The organism is Ruegeria sp. BG10 (genome assembly GCF_056538575.1).
The window spans coordinates 901,948-920,855 of sequence record NZ_JBQFTI010000001.1; the positions used below are offsets into that span (position 1 = coordinate 901,948).

The 18,908-nt window shown below is 61.1% G+C and carries 20 protein-coding genes; 7 read left to right on the forward strand and 13 right to left on the reverse strand.

The genetic code is table 11. The features are described from left to right. Positions 1–137: 137 nt before the first annotated feature. From ACR0D8_RS04425 to ACR0D8_RS04435, 3 genes are read left to right on the forward strand one after another with little or no spacing between them, the layout of a single operon-like run. Positions 138–851, forward strand: a complete 714-nt coding sequence (locus ACR0D8_RS04425) for an ABC transporter permease (protein WP_480644850.1) — start codon at positions 138–140, stop codon at positions 849–851. Further along, complete coding sequence (locus tag ACR0D8_RS04430) at positions 844–1,578, forward strand: ATP-binding cassette domain-containing protein (RefSeq protein WP_480644851.1); 735 nt, start codon at positions 844–846, stop codon at positions 1,576–1,578. The genes ACR0D8_RS04425 and ACR0D8_RS04430 overlap by 8 nt, the downstream gene beginning before the upstream one ends. Before the next feature lie 21 nt (positions 1,579–1,599). Further along, on the forward strand, positions 1,600–2,415 hold the full coding sequence (locus ACR0D8_RS04435) for an ABC transporter substrate-binding protein (RefSeq protein WP_480644853.1): 816 nt from the start codon (positions 1,600–1,602) through the stop codon (positions 2,413–2,415). Positions 2,416–2,422: 7 nt separating this feature from the next. Here the strand turns inward: ACR0D8_RS04435 and ACR0D8_RS04440 are convergent, their stop codons facing one another. The 10 genes from ACR0D8_RS04440 to ACR0D8_RS04485 all read right to left on the reverse strand — a co-directional run bounded on the left by ACR0D8_RS04440 (position 2,423) and on the right by ACR0D8_RS04485 (position 11,595). Next, entirely contained in the window at positions 2,423–3,295 is an 873-nt protein-coding gene (locus ACR0D8_RS04440) for a substrate-binding domain-containing protein (RefSeq protein WP_480644854.1), read from the reverse strand. Continuing rightward, positions 3,296–3,421: a hypothetical protein gene (locus ACR0D8_RS04445; RefSeq protein WP_480644856.1), complete on the reverse strand. Its 126-nt coding sequence runs from the start codon at positions 3,419–3,421 to the stop codon at positions 3,296–3,298. A 13-nt stretch (positions 3,422–3,434) separates the two neighbouring features. Beyond that, a complete protein-coding gene (locus ACR0D8_RS04450; protein WP_480644858.1) occupies positions 3,435–4,697 on the reverse strand; it encodes a c-type cytochrome in 1,263 nt (420 codons plus the stop codon). Next, a complete protein-coding gene (locus ACR0D8_RS04455) occupies positions 4,698–5,906 on the reverse strand; it encodes a formate dehydrogenase subunit gamma (RefSeq protein WP_480644859.1) in 1,209 nt (402 codons plus the stop codon). A gap of 73 nt (positions 5,907–5,979) precedes the next feature. Beyond that, positions 5,980–6,573: a formate dehydrogenase FDH3 subunit beta gene (gene fdh3B, locus ACR0D8_RS04460; RefSeq protein ID WP_037307340.1), complete on the reverse strand. Its 594-nt coding sequence runs from the start codon at positions 6,571–6,573 to the stop codon at positions 5,980–5,982. Positions 6,574–6,585: 12 nt separating this feature from the next. Continuing rightward, the gene (locus tag ACR0D8_RS04465; RefSeq protein WP_480644861.1) at positions 6,586–9,480 is read right to left on the reverse strand and encodes a formate dehydrogenase subunit alpha; all 2,895 of its coding nucleotides are present in this window, start codon (positions 9,478–9,480) and stop codon (positions 6,586–6,588) included. Between the two features lie 131 nt (positions 9,481–9,611). After that, positions 9,612–9,800, reverse strand: a complete 189-nt coding sequence (locus ACR0D8_RS04470; protein ID WP_475159904.1) for a ubiquinol-cytochrome c reductase iron-sulfur subunit N-terminal domain-containing protein — start codon at positions 9,798–9,800, stop codon at positions 9,612–9,614. Positions 9,801–9,861: 61 nt separating this feature from the next. Next, on the reverse strand, positions 9,862–10,473 hold the full coding sequence (locus ACR0D8_RS04475) for a TorD/DmsD family molecular chaperone (protein ID WP_475159906.1): 612 nt from the start codon (positions 10,471–10,473) through the stop codon (positions 9,862–9,864). Between the two features lie 4 nt (positions 10,474–10,477). Next, entirely contained in the window at positions 10,478–11,044 is a 567-nt protein-coding gene (locus ACR0D8_RS04480) for a DUF3306 domain-containing protein (RefSeq protein WP_480644863.1), read from the reverse strand. After that, positions 11,041–11,595: a DUF3305 domain-containing protein gene (locus tag ACR0D8_RS04485; RefSeq protein ID WP_480644865.1), complete on the reverse strand. Its 555-nt coding sequence runs from the start codon at positions 11,593–11,595 to the stop codon at positions 11,041–11,043. Before ACR0D8_RS04485 ends, ACR0D8_RS04480 begins: the two co-directional genes overlap by 4 nt. 264 nt (positions 11,596–11,859) lie before the next feature. Here ACR0D8_RS04485 and ACR0D8_RS04490 point away from each other — a divergent pair, with 264 nt between their 5' ends. After that, on the forward strand, positions 11,860–13,815 hold the full coding sequence (locus tag ACR0D8_RS04490; RefSeq protein WP_480644866.1) for a 4Fe-4S binding protein: 1,956 nt from the start codon (positions 11,860–11,862) through the stop codon (positions 13,813–13,815). Here the strand turns inward: ACR0D8_RS04490 and ACR0D8_RS04495 are convergent. Further along, a complete protein-coding gene (locus ACR0D8_RS04495) occupies positions 13,809–14,537 on the reverse strand; it encodes a c-type cytochrome (protein ID WP_480644867.1) in 729 nt (242 codons plus the stop codon). The two genes, ACR0D8_RS04490 and ACR0D8_RS04495, sit on opposite strands and share 7 nt — an antisense overlap. Positions 14,538–14,669: 132 nt before the next feature. On the opposite strand from ACR0D8_RS04495, the gene ACR0D8_RS04500 reads away from it, so the two are divergent. The 3 genes from ACR0D8_RS04500 to ACR0D8_RS04510 are packed head-to-tail and all read left to right on the forward strand — an operon-like array spanning position 14,670 to position 16,902. Then, positions 14,670–15,731 carry an Mrp/NBP35 family ATP-binding protein gene (locus ACR0D8_RS04500; RefSeq protein WP_480644868.1) on the forward strand — a complete coding sequence of 354 codons (1,062 nt, stop codon included), beginning with the start codon at positions 14,670–14,672 and terminating at the stop codon, positions 15,729–15,731. Next, on the forward strand, positions 15,728–16,423 hold the full coding sequence (locus ACR0D8_RS04505) for a biotin/lipoate--protein ligase family protein (protein ID WP_480644870.1): 696 nt from the start codon (positions 15,728–15,730) through the stop codon (positions 16,421–16,423). The genes ACR0D8_RS04500 and ACR0D8_RS04505 overlap by 4 nt, the downstream gene beginning before the upstream one ends. Continuing rightward, positions 16,423–16,902, forward strand: coding sequence for a DUF6505 family protein (locus ACR0D8_RS04510; protein WP_480644871.1), 480 nt, complete (start codon positions 16,423–16,425; stop codon positions 16,900–16,902). Before ACR0D8_RS04505 ends, ACR0D8_RS04510 begins: the two co-directional genes overlap by 1 nt. 3 nt (positions 16,903–16,905) lie before the next feature. Here ACR0D8_RS04510 and ACR0D8_RS04515 read toward each other — a convergent pair whose 3' ends face one another. Both ACR0D8_RS04515 and ACR0D8_RS04520 read right to left on the reverse strand, forming a co-directional pair. Then, on the reverse strand, positions 16,906–17,406 hold the full coding sequence (locus tag ACR0D8_RS04515) for a flavin reductase family protein (RefSeq protein ID WP_480644873.1): 501 nt from the start codon (positions 17,404–17,406) through the stop codon (positions 16,906–16,908). Positions 17,407–17,495: 89 nt separating this feature from the next. Further along, on the reverse strand, positions 17,496–18,908 hold the full coding sequence (locus tag ACR0D8_RS04520) for a 3'-5' exonuclease (RefSeq protein WP_480644874.1): 1,413 nt from the start codon (positions 18,906–18,908) through the stop codon (positions 17,496–17,498).

Sequence of the window (18,908 nt, forward strand, 5' to 3'; positions counted from 1 at the left end):
CGAATTTGCGCGGCTCCGATCGGGGCCGCGTTTCTGTTTCTATTGGTCGGAATGTGACTGTACTTGAGGCAGGAAAGGCTTAGTATTCTCTTGAAAATGAACGCAATTCATACGATTTGCGATAGATTTGGAAGAAAATGCAGAGCTTTGCAACAGAATTCAGTTCCGCTCTTGCCCTGATTGTGAACGGGGATGCCGAGTTGTGGGCGATTGTTCTGTTATCTCTGAAAGTTTCTGTATTTGCGGTTCTTATCGCCGCGCTGATCGGAATGCCCGTTGGGGCCGCTCTGGCGGTAGCACGTTTTCCGGGGCGTCGGATGCTGATCATCCTTATGAACGCGTTGATGGGGCTGCCTCCGGTCGTTGTCGGTTTGCTGGTTTACCTGGTTCTGTCGCGCTCGGGGCCGCTGGGTGTGCTGGAACTGCTTTATACGCCGACAGCGATGATTATCGCGCAGGTGGTGCTGGTCACACCAATTGTCGCGGCGCTGACACGGCAGGTGGTGGAACTTCTGGCCGAGGAATATTCCGAACAACTCCGCTCGCTGGGTGTGTCGCGGCTGGCCTCTGTGCCGGTGTTGCTGTGGGATGCACGGTTGGCACTGGTGACGGCGTTGCTGGCCGGTTTTGGCCGCGCAATCGCCGAGGTCGGGGCGGTCATCATCGTTGGCGGTAACATCAATCACGTAACACGGGTGATGACCACGACCATCGCGCTGGAGACGTCGAAAGGCAATCTGGCACTGGCACTGGCCTTGGGCACAATTCTGATCGGAATCGCGGTGGCGGTGAATGCCATGGTCAGTGCACTTAGCCTGCGGGCCGAGCAGGAAGGGCTGCGTCATGCGTGATCTGGGCTCTGAAATGGCAAGTTGCCTGTCGGTTGAGCGGGTGCAGATCGCCCGCAAGGGCAAGGCTTTGCTGGATGTTCCGCAACTGTCACTGGACGGGCCGGGGCCGACCCTGATCCTGGGTCCGAACGGATCGGGCAAAAGCCTGCTTCTGCGATGTTTGCACGGGTTGATCGTGCCGGATAGCGGTCAGATCAGGCAGGATGGGGCGATCCTGAACGCCGATCACAAGGCGCGCCAGGCAATGGTGTTTCAGCAACCTGTTTTGCTGCGCCGGTCGGTCGCCGCCAATCTGGACTTTGTGCTGAAACGGCAGGGCATTCCCCGCCGCGAACGGAGGCCCCGCATCGACGACCTGCTGGCCGAAGGCGGGCTGGAAGGCAAAGCCCGGCAATCGGCACGCTCTCTTTCGGGGGGGGAGGCGCAACGTCTGGCCATTCTGCGCGCGCTGGCGCTGAACCCCGAAACACTGTTTCTGGACGAACCGACCAGCGCGCTGGACCCAAGCGCCACCCAGATGATCGAGCGGATGATCCTGCGCGCATCCCGTCGGGGGGTGCGCATTGTCATGGTGACACATGATATCGGTCAGGCCCGCCGTCTTGCCGCCGATATCGTGATGATGCAGGGCGGGCGCGTGGTTGAGCACGGAGTTGCAAGGCAAATATTGGACGCCCCCGAAAGCGATGCCTCGCGCAGGTATCTGGCTGGCGGGCTGGTCACGTAATTCAATTGATCGGAGATCGAAATGATCCGAAATTTCATTCGGGCGGCATTGGTAACCCTTGGCCTTATTGCAGGCCCCTCGTTGGCCGAAGCGCCCTTTATTGTTGTGCAGTCCACGACATCGACCCAGAATTCCGGGCTTCTTGACTATATCCTGCCGGGGTTTGAGGCGGAATCTGGTATCGACGTGCGCGTCGTGGCCGTTGGCACCGGGCAGGCGATCCGAAATGCGATCAACGGCGACGGTGACGTTCTGTTGGTTCACGCCAAACCCGCTGAAGAGCAGTTCGTGGCCGATGGCTGGGGCGTGGAACGGTTCGATCTGATGTACAACGACTTTGTTCTGATCGGGCCAAAAGCCGACCCGGCCAAAGTCAAAGGCAGCGACGACATCGTTGCCGCGCTGACCGCGATTTCCGAGGCCAGCGCGCCCTTTGCATCGCGCGGGGATGACAGCGGCACCCACAAGGCCGAGATGGCGCTTTGGGGTGATGCGGGTCTCGACCCGACCGGCGCTTCTGGCACCTGGTACCGGGAAACCGGTTCAGGCATGGGGGCCACGTTGAACGTGGCAAGCGGAATGGGGGCTTATGCGCTGACGGATCGGGCCACGTGGCAGGCTTTTGGCAACAGGGGCAACCTTGAGGTGCTGCTTGAAGGTGATCCGCGGCTGTTCAACCAGTACGGCGTGATCCTTGTAAACCCGGAGAAGCACCCGCGCGTGCGGGCGGCGGCTGGTCAGCGCTTCATCGACTGGTTGACCGGGCCGGACGGACAGGCGGCGATTGCGTCTTACAAGCTGGATGGCCAGCAGTTGTTTTTTCCAAACGCAGAATAGCGCGGTTTCAGCCGCTGGCGCCGTTGTGGTGGATCGTGCCCAGCCCGGACAGGACATAGCCACCAAACTCCGTCGCGCGGGTCGCGAACCGTTCCGAGTGAAGGAAGCTGAGCAAAGTCAGCATCGGTGCGTCAAAATACGCCCGACGCCAGATCGCCAGATCCAGACGTTCGGAATGGGTGGGCAGGAACCCAAGATCATAGAGCCCCGCCAATGCCCCCAGACCGAACCCCGCCTCGGCCTTGCCATCATGCAGCGCGATGGCCAGTTCTTCTTCGGTTCGGGCGCAGGTGGGCAGGGTGTCCAGATCGTCGCGGGTCAGGTCATGGGCCTCTAGCTGCGCGTCGAACAGCCTTTGGCTGGCCGCGCTGTTCTGGCGCAGGATCACCCTGCGCCCTTTGAGGTCGGCAAACCCGGAGATTCCCGCGACACTCGGTGCCAGCAAAAGGCCGCGCTGTCTTTGCGCGATCTCGAAAAGGACGACCGGGGCTTCACCGAGGCTGTCGCGCAATGCGCTGGTGTTGAATCCGTCCGCTTCGTGGATGTGCAGGGCTGCCGCCTGTGCGCTGCGGTCCCGCAGCCGGGTCAGCCCGTCGAACGAACCGTCGTAATACGTCGCCAGCCCGGACCCGCTTTCGCGCAATGCCCAGTCCAGCAGGGGATCATGGCTGCCGGCCACAATTGGCGGAAGGGGCGGTTCGGCGACCTGCGGGCCGGACCGCGAGGCATTCAGCCAGGCGATGACCTCGGCCCGGGGAAACAGCAGCTTACCCATGGCCCGCACGCAGGGAACTTCACCAGACGAAGCCAGATCATAGGCCTTACGCTCGCCAATGCGCAGCAGGTCGGCAAGCTCCTTGGTGGTCAGGTATTCAGCCATTCAATCGAGCCGCACCGCCGCGCCGGAACCCGCATCTGCGGCGCTGAAACCGATCTGCTCCAGCGCAAAGGGGGCGGCGACCGTGATCACGACCATTGCGGCGACGGCTGTAAGAAAGGCTTTCATATTCTCCTCCGGCTCAGTTTTCCGGTGCCGTGGCGCGGCGCAGAAAGGCGACCAGATCGTCCCGGTCCTGCGACTTCGTGATCCGCTGCATCGGCATCTTCGATCCCGGAATGTAGTGATCCGGCCCCTTGTCGAAAAGAGCGTTTATCGTTTCGTCATTCCAAATGATATCAGAGTCTTGCAGCGTGTCCGAGTAGAAATAGCCGGGCAGGGTGCCGGCCTTGCGCCCGAACACGGCATAGAGAGTCGGGCCGGCACGTCGTTGCCCGTCCGGTGTCAGGCTGTGACAGATCGAGCATTTGCGGGCGAACTGACGCTCTCCGTTGCTCATCTCGTCAGGGTCTTTCAGAAAACTGGGTTCTGAACTGGCCATCTGCGCCTGTTCACCCAAGGCAGCGACAGGCCAGCTGTACATGGCTTCGTCCATGCCGCCCGCATGGAGGTTCTGACCGTCCGTGGAAAAGGCCAGGGCCCAGACCGGGCCGCGCAATGTCGCGCGAAAATCTTGTGCGATGCGCCACTCGGCCGTGTCGATGATCATGATGTAGCCTTCACCATCCCCAACAGCGAGCATGCTGCGATCCGGGCTAAGTGCCAGCGCCAGGATCGGGCGGCGGTCGAGGGTGAAATCATGTTCCTCTCCGGTGGACAGGTCGCGAATGCGCGTGACACCGTCCACAGCGCCATAGGCGATCCAGCCATCCTGCGCGTTGAACACCAATTCGTTTATGCCGAACCCATGTTCGACAACGCGTTGAATTTCCTGACCTTCAGAAATGTCCCAAAGTCGAAGCGCGCCGTCCATCCCAGCGGAATACAGTCGGGTGCCATCGGGGGAAAACACGACAGCATTCACCCCGCTACCCACAGGGCCCAGAATTCGGGGTTCTGAACCGTCTACCGGCCAAAGCCCGATCGTACCGTCCCAACTGGCAGTTGCGACATGCGTTTTCGAGGCGGCGAGGTCGACAATTTTGCCCTTGTGCTTCCCGACGATCTCGCCTCCGGGCCACCGGCGCAGGGTAAAGTCATCGCCTGCCGAATAGATCGCGGTTCCGTTGAAGGCGACGCTGTTGACCGCGGCCTCGTGCCCTTCCAGCCATTCCGGGGACTGGTCGGACCACAGGCCCACAGAATTGTCGAAGCTGGCCGTGGCGATGCGTCCATCCGGCGCGGTGGCGATCCCCATGATCGGCCCGCCGTGACCCTTGAGCGTAAAGAATTCGGCCCAAGCGGGCAGCGGGATCAGCGCCAGTGCCAGCAGGACGCGACGCATCTATTCAGCGGGTGAGGCGGTGGCCTTGCCCGTCTCGTCTTTTTGCACATCTTCCAGCCAGAGCGAATGATGCTCGCGGGCCCATTGCTCTTCGACTTCACCGGTACCCATGGCGTCAAACGCGCCCTCCATGCCAACCGATCCGAGGTAGATATGCGCGATGATGATGGCGATGAAGACATAAGCCACCATGACGTGCCAGACCTGCGCGTACTGCATTTCTTCCTGCGGTGACATCTCAACGGGCAGGTCCAGGCCCAGCATCTGGGGAATGCCGGTGGTGTTGGCAACCTGGAATGTCTTGGCGAACATCGGCAGTTCGAACGGGAACAGCAGGGACAACCCTGACAGGCTGATGGACACGCCCAGCAGGATACAGGCCCAGAAGATGACCTTTTGGCCCGCGTTGAACTTCCGTGCGGGCGGGTGGCTGCCTTTGGTGAACAATCCTCCTCCGGCGGCCAGCCATTTCAGGTCGGTGCGGTTGGGGATGTTATGGGCAATCCAGTTCACGGTGACGATGATCAGCCCCAGCATAAACGCCCAGGCGAGGTTGTTATGCAGCCATTTGCAGCCCTGAGCGATTGCGGCAAACCCCTCTTTGCCAAAGATGGGGATCAGAAAGTCGCGGCCATATAGCGTCAGCAGGCCCGTTAGGCCGAGGATCAGAAATGACCCGGCGAACAGCCAGTGGCCAAAGCGTTCAAAACCGTTGAAACGGGTGACGGTGCGGCCGGTCTTTTCCCCGTCGATGCGAATTCTTCCGCGGATCAGGAAGAACAGCAAGATAACGGCCAGCATCCCGCCAAGGATATAGGTGCCGTACTCGCGCAGAGGCCCGGTGCGGAAGTTCAGCCACCACATGCCGCCGTCCTGAATCAGCACGCTGTCCGCTGGTCCATGGGACGACACGGTCACATCCGCCGAGCCATAGCGCAGTGCGCGATAGACATCGCTGTCCGAGGCAACGCCGCGCGTGCCGAACTGGCCCAGCAGACCTTCGACATTGCCCTGACCGGTGTTTTCCGAGCGATAGCTGTTGTCCACTTTTTCACCGCGTTGCCGTGCCAGAATGTCTTCCAGCGTCGTGGCGCCGCCGGTCCGGGCGCGTTCGTCGGCCATTTCTGCGGCCGGATCATCGCCCGATTGCGCGACAACGATCTGGGCCATCCCGATGGTCAGCAGGAATGCAATGAGTAAGCGGAACATCTGAACCTCGGTCAAAATCCGGGATCAGGCGACCCACGATTGCGGGTCGCCTGTTTGGTTCATGAAAACGGTCTCAGCCGTCTTTCTGGTCGTAGGCCGTGCCCCAACCCCACGCGCCCGAGCCAAACCCGCGCGCGACGACGCGCTCGCGGTAGATGGCCGAGACCACGTCGCCGTCACCGGCAAGCAGGGCCTTGGTGGAACACATCTCGGCGCAGATGGGCAGCTTGCCCTCGGCGATCCGGTTGCGACCGTATTTGGCGAACTCTGCGGTCGAGTGGGTTTCCTCGGGGCCGCCGGCGCAGAAGGTACATTTGTCCATCTTGCCGCGCGATCCGAAGTTGCCCGCCTGCGGGTATTGCGGCGCGCCGAAGGGGCACGCATAGAAACAGTAGCCGCAACCGATGCACAGGTCCTTGGAGTGCAGGACGACACCTTCTTCGTTCTGATAGAAGCAGTCGACCGGGCACACCGCCATACAAGGCGCATCCGAACAATGCATACAGGCCACCGAGATCGAGCGTTCGCCCGGGTTGCCGTCATTTATCGTCACCACCCTGCGGCGGTTGATGCCCCATGGTACCTCGTGCTCGTTCTTGCACGCGGTGACGCAGGCGTTGCACTCGATGCAGCGTTCAGCATCGCAGAGAAACTTTGCTCTAGCCATTAATCGTCCTCCTTACGCTGCCGAGATCTTGCAGAGAGTCGCTTTGGTCTCCTGCATCTGGGTCACTGAGTCATAGCCATAGGTCTGGGCGGTATTGGAACTTTCACCCAGCACATAGGGATCAGCGCCTGCGGGGTACTTGTCCCGCAGATCCTCGCCCTGGAAATGGCCGCCGAAATGGAACGGCATGAAGGCCACGCCGGCACCGACCCTGTTGGTCAGCATCGCCATCACCTTGACCTTGCCGCCTTCGGGACCTTCGACCCAGACCTGTTGCCCGTCACGGATACCAAGGTTGTTGGCATCGCGCGGGTTGATCTCGACGAACATGTCCTGCTGCAACTCAGCCAGCCACGGGTTCGACCGGCTTTCCTCGCCGCCGCCTTCATATTCAACCAGACGACCTGACGTCAGGATTATCGGGTAATCCTTTGAAAAGTCGTTCTTCTGGATCGAGGCATAAAGGGTGGGCAGGCGATAGGCCTGACGGTCCTCGTAGGTCGGATAGTCCTCCACCAGGTCGCGCCGGTTGGTATAGAGCGGCTCGCGATGAAGTGGGATCGGGTCCGGGAAGGTCCAGACGACCGCGCGGGCCTTTGCGTTCCCGAACGGCGCACAGCCATGCTCGATCGCGACCCGCTGGATACCGCCGGACAGGTCGGTTTTCCAGTTGGTCTCTGGTCCCGCAACGGCGTCAATGGCCGCGCGTTCCTCGGCCGTCAGGTCACCGTCCCAGCCAAGGTCCATCAGCATCTGCATCGTGAATTCGGGATAACCATCCTGAATTTCCGACCCAACACTATAGACCCCTTCGGCCAGCAGGTTGTCACCATCCCGCTCCACGCCAAAGCGGGCGCGGAAGGTCAGGCCGCCTTCGGCCACTGGTTTGGACATGTCATAGAGGTTCGGTGTCCCCGTATGACCCATCTCTGCCGTGCCCCAGCAGGGCCAAGGCAGACCATAGTACTCGCCGTCATTGGGTCCGCCAATGGCTTGCAGCGTGGTTCTGTCGAACGTGTGCTGATTGGCCATATGGCTTTTCAGACGTTCCGGCGACTGACCGGTATAGCCGATGGTCCAGAGGCCCGAGTTGAACTCACGCGTGATGCTTTCAACATTCGGGGTTTCGGGGTCCTCCATCTCGATATTGCGGAAGAACCGATCCGCCCAGCCGAACTTGTTGGCGAACTTGGCCATGATGACCTCGTCCGGCAGGCTTTCGAACAGCGGATCAACCACCTTGTCGCGCCATTGCAGCGAGCGGTTCGAGGCCGTGACCGAGCCACGGGTTTCGAACTGCGTACAGGCCGGCAGCAGGTAGACGCCGTCGGTGCGGTCATGCAGAACGGCGGAAACGGTGGGATACGGGTCGATCACGACCAGCATGTCCAGCTTTTCCATCGCCGTCTTCATCTCCGGGCCCCGCGTTTGCGAGTTCGGCGCGTGGCCCCACAGAACCATGGCACGGACGTTGTTGTCCTGATCCATGTTCGCCGGGTCCTCCAGAACGCCGTCGATCCAGCGGGAAACCGGGATGCCGCGTTCATTCATCAGCGGCTTGTCCTTGCCTTCCTTGTCCTTGATCGTGGCGAACTGACCCTTCAGCCAGTCGACATCTTCGCCCCAGACGCGGCTCCAATGCGCCCAGGCACCGTTGGACAGACCATAGTAACCGGGCAGAGTGTGGGACAGAACACCAAGGTCTGTTGCGCCCTGCACGTTGTCATGGCCGCGGAAGATGTTGGTGCCACCCCCCGAAGTGCCCATGTTGCCAAGCGCAAGCTGCAGCACACAGTAGGCGCGGGTGTTGTTGTTGCCGTTGGTGTGCTGAGTGCCACCCATGCACCAGATCACCGTGCCGGGGCGGTTGTTGACCATGGTCCGGGCAACGCGCTTGAGCTGCGAACCGGGTACTCCGGTCACGCGTTCGGTTTCTTCCGGCGTCCAGTTGGCGACCTCTTCCTTGATTTGGTCCATGCCCCAGACTCGGGTGCGGATGAACTCTTTGTCCTCCCAACCGTTGTCGAAGATGTGCCACAGGATACCCCAGATCAGCGCAACGTCTGTGCCGGGGCGGAAGCGGACATATTCATCCGCATGGGCAGCCGTGCGCGTAAAGCGCGGGTCGCAGACGATCAGTGGGGCGTTGTTCTGCTCTTTCGCGCGCAGAACATGCAGCAGCGAGACAGGGTGCGCCTCGGCCGGGTTGCCGCCGATGATGAAGATGGCACGTGAGTTGTGGATGTCGTTGTACGAATTGGTCATGGCGCCGTAGCCCCATGTATTCGCAACACCCGCAACAGTGGTCGAGTGGCAGATACGCGCCTGATGGTCCACGTTGTTCGTGCCCCAATAGGCGGCGAACTTGCGGAACAGATAAGCCTGTTCGTTGTTATGCTTGGCCGAGCCCAGCCAGTACACGCTGTCCGGCCCGGATTCCTCGCGGATATTCATCATGCCGTCGCCGATCTCGTTGATCGCCTCTTCCCAGCTGATGCGCTTCCACTCGCCACCTTCCTTTTTCATCGGATATTTCAGACGGCGCTCGCCATGGGCGTGCTCGCGGACCGAGGCCCCTTTGGCGCAGTGCGCACCCAGGTTGAACGGGCTGTCCCAGCCGGGTTCCTGCCCGACCCAGACGCCGTTCTGCACTTCGGCGACGACTGTACAGCCGACCGAGCAGTGGGTGCATACGGATTTGATGTTTTCGACGGCCTGATTGGCCGCTGTCTGGGCGCTGGCGGGCGTCACGGTTCCACCCGTGGCGCTGATCGCGGCGAGGCCGCCGATCGTCAGGCCCGAGCCACGCAGGAATGCGCGGCGATCGACGGTTTTTTCGCCGATCTGGGACAGGATACTTGTCCGCTGGGGGCGTCTCGCAACCCCGTTGGTCTTTTTCCTAAGCATTTCTTTCCTCCCTTGCGCGCCGTGTTAGCCACGGCTGGCTTGGTACTGCGGGTGCCGACGTCAGGGCCAATCGCAACCGTCAGTCGGTTCGTGACATCGTCCGGTTCGGAACCGGGCGCTGTCGTCGCGGCTCAGAAGCGCGCGCTTTTCAGGTAGGCGCGGGTATGCGCGGTATCCTGAATGCGGGTTTCGTCCGTCGGCAGCTCTGCTGCTTCGGCTTCTCCGCTCAGACTGGCGGCGGCGACGGCAGCAGGCGCTGCGGTTCCGGCCAGCTTCAGGAAGTCGCGGCGCGTGGCGCCTTCTTCCTTGGTCTTGCTCATGGGCTTCTCCTTTCCCATTTGCGATCTAGCGCCCGATCAGGCGCTGGCGAGTGGCAGCGGTTCACGCTGCCGTCATCCGGAAGGCCTCTCGTTCGATTTCCATGAACACCCGACCGGCAGTGCCGACCGAGGCGTAGAGAACCGAGTTTTCAGCGGCTTCCAAATCCGCGTAGAAATGCGTGGCCCAGGGGCCGATATGTTTGCTCCAGAATGCTTTCTGGTCGTCCAGTGTGGCCGGTGAGCCAAAACGCCCGACGATCATGCCCGCCATCATCTCCATCAGCGAGGCAATGTTGTCTTCGGGCTCAAACACGTTTTGCGCCCGTGTGATGCCGCGCGCGGCCATGTCATTGCGCAATTGAGCCAAAGGTTTTTCGTTCAGGAACCCGGTCAGATAGAAGCTGGCATAAGGCAGCAGTTCACCGCGCCCCAGACCGATGAACAGCGCGTTGAATTCCCGTTCCGCGGCCGCAGGCTTGGTGACCTTGGCGACCCGTGCCATGGCCTGAATGGCCTGACCCAGATCAGTGTCGTCACCGCTCAGACCCGCGACCTGATCCAGCAGCATCTGGTCCGGCGGGGCCGACAGCAGCAGCCCCAAAAAATTGTAGAAATCCGCGCGCAGGCGATCCTCGGCTGAGACATCCAAATTTTGCGCGTTGCTTGCGGTCATTGGGTCATCCTTCGAATTCAAACTTCATGCGGCGCGGGGCAGGGGGTGCTTCCACTTCATCGGGGTCATCTGTTTCGGCGACCATGGCCGGAACGGGTTCCTCCGGCACCTCCGGATCTAATTCCGGTTCCGGTGAATTGGGCGCTGTTTCCGCCTCAATTTCTTCTTGGTCCGCGGCCAGCGCCTCGATATGCGCCAACATGCCTTTGCCCACCTGATAGGCTGTCGGAATGTTCTCGATCACGCAGGCGGCGTCGGTATAGTCCTCGCCGTAATCGACCAGCCCGTCCACATTGGCGAGAACCGGGTTCAGCCGCCACAAGCGCCGCAATGCCCGGCGGCGCAGCCGGTCGGGAACGGCTTTGGCCATAAACCCTGAAACGTCATCACCTGCCTGCAACTGATCGGGGTCGGGCAGGTTGAATTCCGCCAAAATCTCGGCATCTGTCTTTTCTTCCAATTCGGCCTGTTGCGCGGCGACGGCCTGTTCCTCTGCCGCGATAACCTCAGCCTCGGCCTCGGCCTGAACGGCGGCCTTGCGGCGTGACCAGAAATCGCGGGCTTCGGTCATTGCACGACCCTCCGCGGTGCGCGGTAGACGTCGGAATCCTGACGGATGCGCGCATCGCCCTTGCCGTCTTCTACAAGGTCCGTCCGCTTTTTGTCGCGGCGCCGTTTGACGAAGACCTCATCACGGTGATGTTTCAGAGCAAAGTCGCGAACCCAGGCGATCAGCCCTTCGGACATGGGGATTTTCTCGACGATCTCCTCACCGGTGTCCGCGTAATCCTGCCCTTCGAACGGGGAAGCTGTGACAAGTACGGCTTCCATGGGCCGGTCGCCATCCAGCGCATCCCGAAGAACAAGGTAGATCGAAGGTTGCCCATCCGAGAGGTTGACCATGTAGGCTTCGGTCTCGTCCGCCCACAAGGTCAATGGCAGGGTCGCGGCGTGATACTCGACCGCTTCACCCTCGCGGCGCAGTTCCAGCCAGTCAGCCGGCCCGGCCCCGGGCAGGACGGCAACGGCGCGCCAGTTCCACTTCGCCCAGCGGGTTACGCCAGGTGTTTTGCGCACGACGACGCCAATCGGCATTTCGATGTGGCTTGCGGCCTTGGCCACTTGCTCCTCCCCGGAAGGCTCTCCCCTGCCTTCCCTTGGGTCCACTATGGTACACAAAGCCTGTTTGTGCCAAGCTTATATTGCGGCCAAAAGGGCCTGATCACCAATAATTTAACTTGTGAATTTCCGATCAATTTTATCGGAAAAATCGGCTGTGTTCGCATTGATTTGACTGCGGATTTCTTGGAACCGGCCCGAGTTTGGATTGCCACATTGCAGATACGGTCTAATGTGCTGAGCATAAGAATATATCCGGGGGAGGATATGGCTACCAAACTTCTGTTGTGCGACTGCGAAGGAACGCAGTCAGTTGACGCCGACCGGATCGCCTCGGCTTGCGACGTTGAATGCCCGAAGGCGCATACCGCGCTGTGCACCCGCGAACTTGCTGTGGCTGCCGATTTCCTGAAGGGCGACGCGCCGGTTCTGATTGCCTGTGGGCAGGAACAGGATGTGTTTCGCGAACTGGCAAAAGACATTGGTGCCGACGCCCCTGCTTTCGTAGACTTGCGGGACCGGGCGGGCTGGTCTGCTCAGGGTGCGGACGCCGGGGCCAAAATGGCCGCGCTGGCCGCCGAGGCGGTGTTGCCGCATCCGGTTACACCCAGCCTGGACGTTATCAGCGAAGGGACCTGTTTCATTGCCGGCCCTGGCAACGTGGCCTTCGATCTGGCCGAACGTCTGGCTCCGACGCTGGCGGTGACGGTGCTGACCACGGATGACACAGAGCCAACATCGCGCGCCTATGACGTGGTGCGGGGGCGTATCCGCGCAATCCACGGTGCTTTGGGCGGGTTCTCAATACACCTTGACACGGTGCAACAGTTGCTGCCCGGCGGTCGTGGCGCATTTGCCTGGTCAGAACCACGAGACGGCGCGCAATCCTCCTGCGATATTGTTCTGGACCTGACCGGCGACACTCCGCTTGTACAGGCCCCGGCCAAGCGTGAAGGGTATTTGCGCGCTGATCCCAGAGATGCCGTCGCTGTCGAGCGTCTGGCCTTCGACGCAGCGCAACTGGTTGGCACTTTTGAAAAGCCGCTATACGTGCGGCTGGAAGAGACGCTGTGCGCCCATTCCCGTGCGGAACAGGTCGCCTGCACCAATTGTCTGGATATCTGCCCGACGGGTGCGATCACCCCGGCGGGAGAACACGTTGCCATCGAACCGATGATTTGCGCCGGGTGCGGCGAATGCGCCGCGCTTTGCCCGTCGACCGCCATCACCTACGAAGACCCGCCGGTTTCGGCCCTGCTGTCGCGGATGCACATTCTGGCGCGCACTTATCGGCGGGCGGGCGGCCACGCGCCGCGTCTGCTGGTGCACGACGCCCATGGGGCCGAGATGATCCGACTGGCCGCCCGGTTCGGGCGCGGCCTGCCCGCAGACGTCGTTCCATTGGAGTTGAACGTGATCTCGGGCTTTGGTCATGCCGAAATGCTGGCCGCGCTGGCGCATGGGTTTGCGCGGGTCGATATTCTGCTGGCCCCGACCACGGAACGCGATGCATTGGACCGTGAACTTGCGTTGGCGCAAGCAATAGGCGGACAGGACGGGATGGGGCTGATCGACGAATCCGACCCGGATGCCCTGTCCGACCTGCTTTACGCTCAACAGGTTCCTGCGCCTTTGGCCGACCCTGTTCTGCCTTTGGGGAACCGCAGGCAAATCGCGCGGTTGTCTGCACAAGCCCTCAATCCGCAGGCCGAGGCGCCATTGCCGCTGCCGGAAAATGCGCCCTATGGTGCGGTTGCTGTGAACACGGACGCCTGCACGCTGTGCCTGAGCTGTGTATCGCTCTGCCCTTCGGGTGCGCTGGTTGATAACCCGGACAACCCGCAGCTCAATTTTCAGCAGGACGCCTGTCTGCAATGCGGCTTGTGCAAGGGTATTTGCCCCGAGGATGCCATCAGCCTTGTCCCACAGCTGGATCTCAGCGATGCGGCCCTGTCCCAGCAGGTGCTGAACGAAGAGGAACCGTTTGCCTGTGTGGAATGCGGGGCGCTGTTTGGTGTGAAATCCACGGTCGAGCGGATCATGGAGAAACTGTCAGGCACGCACTCGATGTTTGCCACATCGGAACAGGCCCGGATGATCCAGATGTGCGACAATTGCCGGGTGAACGCGCAGTTTCAGCATCAGGACAATCCGTTTCAGTCAAAGCCAAAGCCCAAGGTGGTCACGACCGAGGATTATTTCTCGCAAAGAAAGGATCACTGAAGCTGCAGGGGTGCGCCCAGATCGGCGGCACGGATACCCGCGACGAAGGCCAGGATCGCCTCAAGATCGTCCTGCGTCAATTCGACCGGATGAATGGGTGACGGGCGCTGGGGGTCGAACGGTGGGGTAAGCCCGTCAATCTGGGTAAAGGACGGATGGGGGTTGAGCGCAAAGAACGCCTGGAACCGTTCCGACCAGTCGGGCATGGCGCGCAAAACCGCGAAAGAGGGTGTTGAACCAAGCCCGTTCATGCGGTTCCGGGGTCCGATCACATGGCACCGACCGCAATGGGTCATGGATAGCTTTTCGCCTTGTGCTGTATCCCCGTCGACAACCGTATTCGCCGGTGCCGCCGTGACAGCGAAGCTGGCCGAGAAGGGCGCGCCCTGATCCGGGACAAAGCTCTCGACCGTGCGCTTGCCGATATCCGACAGCAACCAGTCCCGAAACCGTTCATGTCTGGTGTTGTCCCTGATCCGCAGGTGATAGATCACGCCATCGCGGGCAAAGACCGGATCGCCGGGCGGGGCAGTTTCCAGCGACAGAACGCCCGCATCATCCGCAATAACGCGTATCCCGGTCTTGAGAGAGAAGCGCGGAAGGATATGTTGCAACAGACCAGAGTCTGCAACCTCGGCCGGGGCCGCGAGGCCAATTGCCTCTTGTGACCAAGAGGGGGTGGCAGAGAGCGTCAGGCTCAGGCACAAAAGGACAAAGCGCATGGTTCAGCCTAGCGGCCCGGCACCAAATGCGTCAATTGAACAGAAAGAGACGGAGACACATGCAATGAGCGGCGACCGGAGTTTGTCGATACGCACGGCCCTGAAGGCAGGGCGCATCAAGGAGACTGACGCATGAGTGTTCGTGACGCGGTTCTGACGAACCTGAAAAAGATCACTGATCCTGTCTCGGGTCAGGACATCGTCAGCGCCGGTGTCGTCCGCGCGCTGAATGTCGAAGGCGACACGGTGCGCTTCGTGCTTGAGATCGACCCAAAACAGGCCGAGCGGATGGAACCGGTGCGCGCGGCTGCCGAACAGGCCGCGCAACTGGTCGACGGAGTTGCCAAAGTGTCGGCCATGCTGACGGCCCATTCCGATAAGGCGCCGCCGGATCTGAAACCCAAGCCTAAACCCTCGCAGACCGGCCCGCAGGCAGTGCCGGGCGTGGATCGGATCATCGCGGTCGCGTCAGGCAAGGGCGGGGTCGGAAAGTCCACGGTCTCGGCCAATCTCGCCTGTGCTTTGGCCGCCGAAGGCCGTCGCGTTGGACTGCTGGATGCAGATGTCTATGGGCCGTCGCAGCCACGAATGCTGGGTGTCTCAGGCCGTCCCGCCAGCCCCGATGGCAAGACCATCCTGCCGCTGCGCAATCATGGCGTTACCATGATGTCGATGGGTCTGATGACCAATGAAGGGCAGGCGGTTGTCTGGCGAGGTCCGATGCTGATGGGCGCGCTGCAACAGATGATGAGTCAGGTGCAGTGGGGTGCACTCGATGTGCTGATCGTCGATCTTCCGCCGGGCACAGGGGATGTGCAGCTGACCCTGAGCCAGAAGTTCAAGGTGGACGGCGCAATCGTCGTTTCGACACCGCAGGACGTGGCCCTGATCGACGCCCGCAAGGGGATCGACATGTTCAATCAGCTCAAGACGCCGATCGTCGGCATGATCGAGAATATGTCGACCCATATCTGCTCGAATTGCGGACATGAGGAGCACGTGTTCGGGCATGGCGGTGTTGCGTCCGAGGCCGAAGCGCTGGGCGTTCCGCTGCTGGGGGAAATCCCGCTGCATCTGGACATCCGCGTCGCGGCGGACGGCGGCGCACCTATCGTCGTCAGTAAACCCGATAGTGCTCAGTCCGATGCGTTCCGCAAGATCGCCCGCGACATGATCGCCAAGGGATACGCATGACGCAGCCGGTCTTTCCCCCGTTGCTGACGGGTCATCCGGTGCAGGGTGGGGAAGACCCATTCGAGCGTGCGCAGGCCATGGCAGCGTTAGGATGTGATGCGGGAACAGTCATCTACAACATTCAGGCCGACCGGCTGCGCGTTGCCATCGTTTTCGCCCCCGAAGTTCCGTTGCGGGATGCGATGGCCATGCTGCCGCTTTGCGCCGTGGGGTTTCAGAATGCACTGGGCGCGCTGGCCCCGCCAGAAGTGGCCGTGCATCTGGGCTGGGACGGGCTGATCTGTGTGAATGGCGCCAAGTGCGGGACGTTCCAGGCCGCAGCCTCGTCCACCATTGCGAGCGAGGAACCGGACTGGCTGGTGATCGGATGGGAACTGGCGTTGTTGCAGACCGGCGATGCGCCGGGCGAAACCCCTGATATCACGGCGCTTTACGATGAAGGCTGTGCCGATGTCTCGCCCGTTCAAATGGTTGAAAGCTGGTCACGCCACATGCTCACTTGGCTCAACCGCTGGCAGGAGGATGGCAATGCTCCCCTGCATGGCGAATGGATGGGCTTGTTGCGCGGTGTCGGCGAACCTTTTGGCGATGGCGGCGTGTTTCTGGGTACGGACGAACGGTTTGGAATGCTGATCCGCAATGGTGCGGACACGCGGCTGCGCCCGTTGACGGAATTGTTGGAGGCGGGATGATGAAACTTGCGCGCGCGATACATTTTGACGAAAGCGACATGAATGTCTTTCATTCTCCGGCCCGAACCGGGGAATGGTGCATTTCCGGAGGGTTTGAATTTTCCAACTGGGGGCAGGCGGATCTGGAAGGCAAGGCACGGCAGGCGTTTTCGAATGGCTGGTTGGGTGTCGAAACCTTCGGGCGCGTGACCTTTGTTGCGGTCACCCGGATCGAACTACCCGAGGTCGCACGGATCGCGCAGAACCTGGCCGAACATTTCGTGCAGTTCTACGGAGCGCCCTCGGTCGAAGCCGCGTTGGGCGTCGCGCAATCCGAAGTCGCCCAAATGACGGAACTGTGCGAAGAACACGCTCCGAACACCTTGCTGACCGTCGCCCGGGAGCTGTCCGAAACCGGCGTGCACGAAGCCTACCGCATCATCACACCGCAAGAGACCCAACTTGAGGCGTTGGCCGTGCATGGCTCATTGGATGAGTGAGTATTAAAGAAAATCCGCAAAACCGCCGAACTGGCCGCGTTTGAAGATCAACCCTTTGCCGGTGCGGTACATGACCGTTTCAACTTCGCCCACGATAATGAGGTGATCGCCGGCCTCATGCCTGGCGTGAAGCTGGCAGTCGAAGCGGGCCAGACAGTTGGACAGGTGCGGGCGGCCTTTTTGATCTGTGTCCCAGTCGGCATGGGAAAAATCCAACCCGTCGCGAGCAAACCGCAGCGCCTGATCCTGCTGTTCCTGCGCCATCACGTGGATCGAGTAGTGCTGGCAAGCGCTGAATGATGCAAACCGGTTGGATTCTTTGGCCAGACACCACAGGACCAAGGGCGGCTCCAGCGAAACCGAGGAAAACGAATTGACGGTGATTGCCCGCGGGCCGCGGTCCGTGTTTGTCGTGATCACCGTGACGCCGGTTCCGAAACATCCCAACGCTTCGCGAAAAGCGATGCTCTGATCCGGGCCGGGCGAAAAGGTCTTTTCGGTCATTGGGTGCTCGTTCGATGGTCGCGCATCAGGTGCCACGACCCGCCGGAATTGTCCATGAAAAGCTGAATCCGGCGGATATGTTTCGGCGGTCAGTTCAGGTCTTCCAGCAGGCGACCGTGTTTGCGGGTTGCCTCGATAACCTCGCCAAAGGTGCTCATGCGGCGCGCCCGCAACATCGGCAGCATCTTGACTAACGCCTCGGCGGTGGCGACTGCGTCACCCAGGGCCGTGTGACGCAGGTCCTGTGGTATCGTGACCTCAAGCCGTTCGCACAAGGCGTCCAGCGTATGGGTGTCGCTTGCGCCAAACAAGACGGCCGACAAGAGAACGGTGTCCAGAATGGGGTGATCCCACTCGACATTCATACGCTTGGCGTGGCGCCGCAAAAAGGCCATGTCAAAGGGCGCGTTATGCGCCACGATCACGGCATTATGCGCAAATTGGTGAAAGATGCGCCCTGCCTGACCGATGTCCGGTGCGCCCGCGACCATGCGGTCATTGATCTTATGCACTCTGGTCGAGGCCGGAGGGATCGGGATGCCGGGATCAACCAGCATGTCCAGGCGTTCGCCATCGACTATCCGCCCGTTGACCACCCGTACCGCGCCGATCTGCACGATTTCATCTTTGTGCGGCAGCAGCCCGGTGGTTTCGGTGTCGAAGACGACGAAGCACAGGTTATGTAACGCAAGTTCCTCGAACTTGTCTTCGGTGTCGCTGTGCAGCAGGTCGAAATCATAGGTCAGAGGCCGGGCGGCTTCGGGCGGGATGTTGGCAATGCTGTCCTCGAAAATAAGCAGGTAGCCGGGCGCGTCGCCCAACGGCTTCATCCGGGCGGAATAGGATTGCGTGCCGTCGATGCTGTTCAGCTTGCATTGAACCTCAAGCCCCGACTTGGCGAGTTTCGCATATGCTCTCTCCAGCGGTTCAGGCAGCAGATACTCAAAAAGCGATGCGTTCAGGCGGGGGTGGGAAATCTGTGCAAGGACGCCGGCGGCCTGTCCGTCATAGAGCACAATCTTGTGGGTCGGGCTTGCCAGTACCATGGCGACCGGAATTTCGGTCAGCAGGGCCGTAAGCCTGCGTTTTTCGACGGACAGATGCGCCGTTTCGGCGGCCACGGCCTCGGCTATGTCCATGGTTTTGTCGGACAGCTGATCCGCCAATCCGGCCGCGGCGGGCGCTAGGTCGCCCAGAAAGCGCGCCGTGTGCGTGTCAACATCCGTGCTGACCCCGGCATGCGCACGGGCGCGCAACTGGGCCGACAACCGTTCGATCGGTTTGGCAACGTTGTCGTCAAACAACAGCCAAACGGCAACGATCAATGCCACGAACCCAAACCCCATCAGGATTTCGGCAAAAATGAATGCGCTGGCCAGATCCGGATCCGCGGCGCGTTTGTAACTGACCCAAAGCGAGAGGGCGCTTACAGCCAGGCTGCCAAGGGCCAGAAGGCAGAAGAACAGGAAAATTCTCAGGCGCAGGCTCAGCCGGATCAGCAT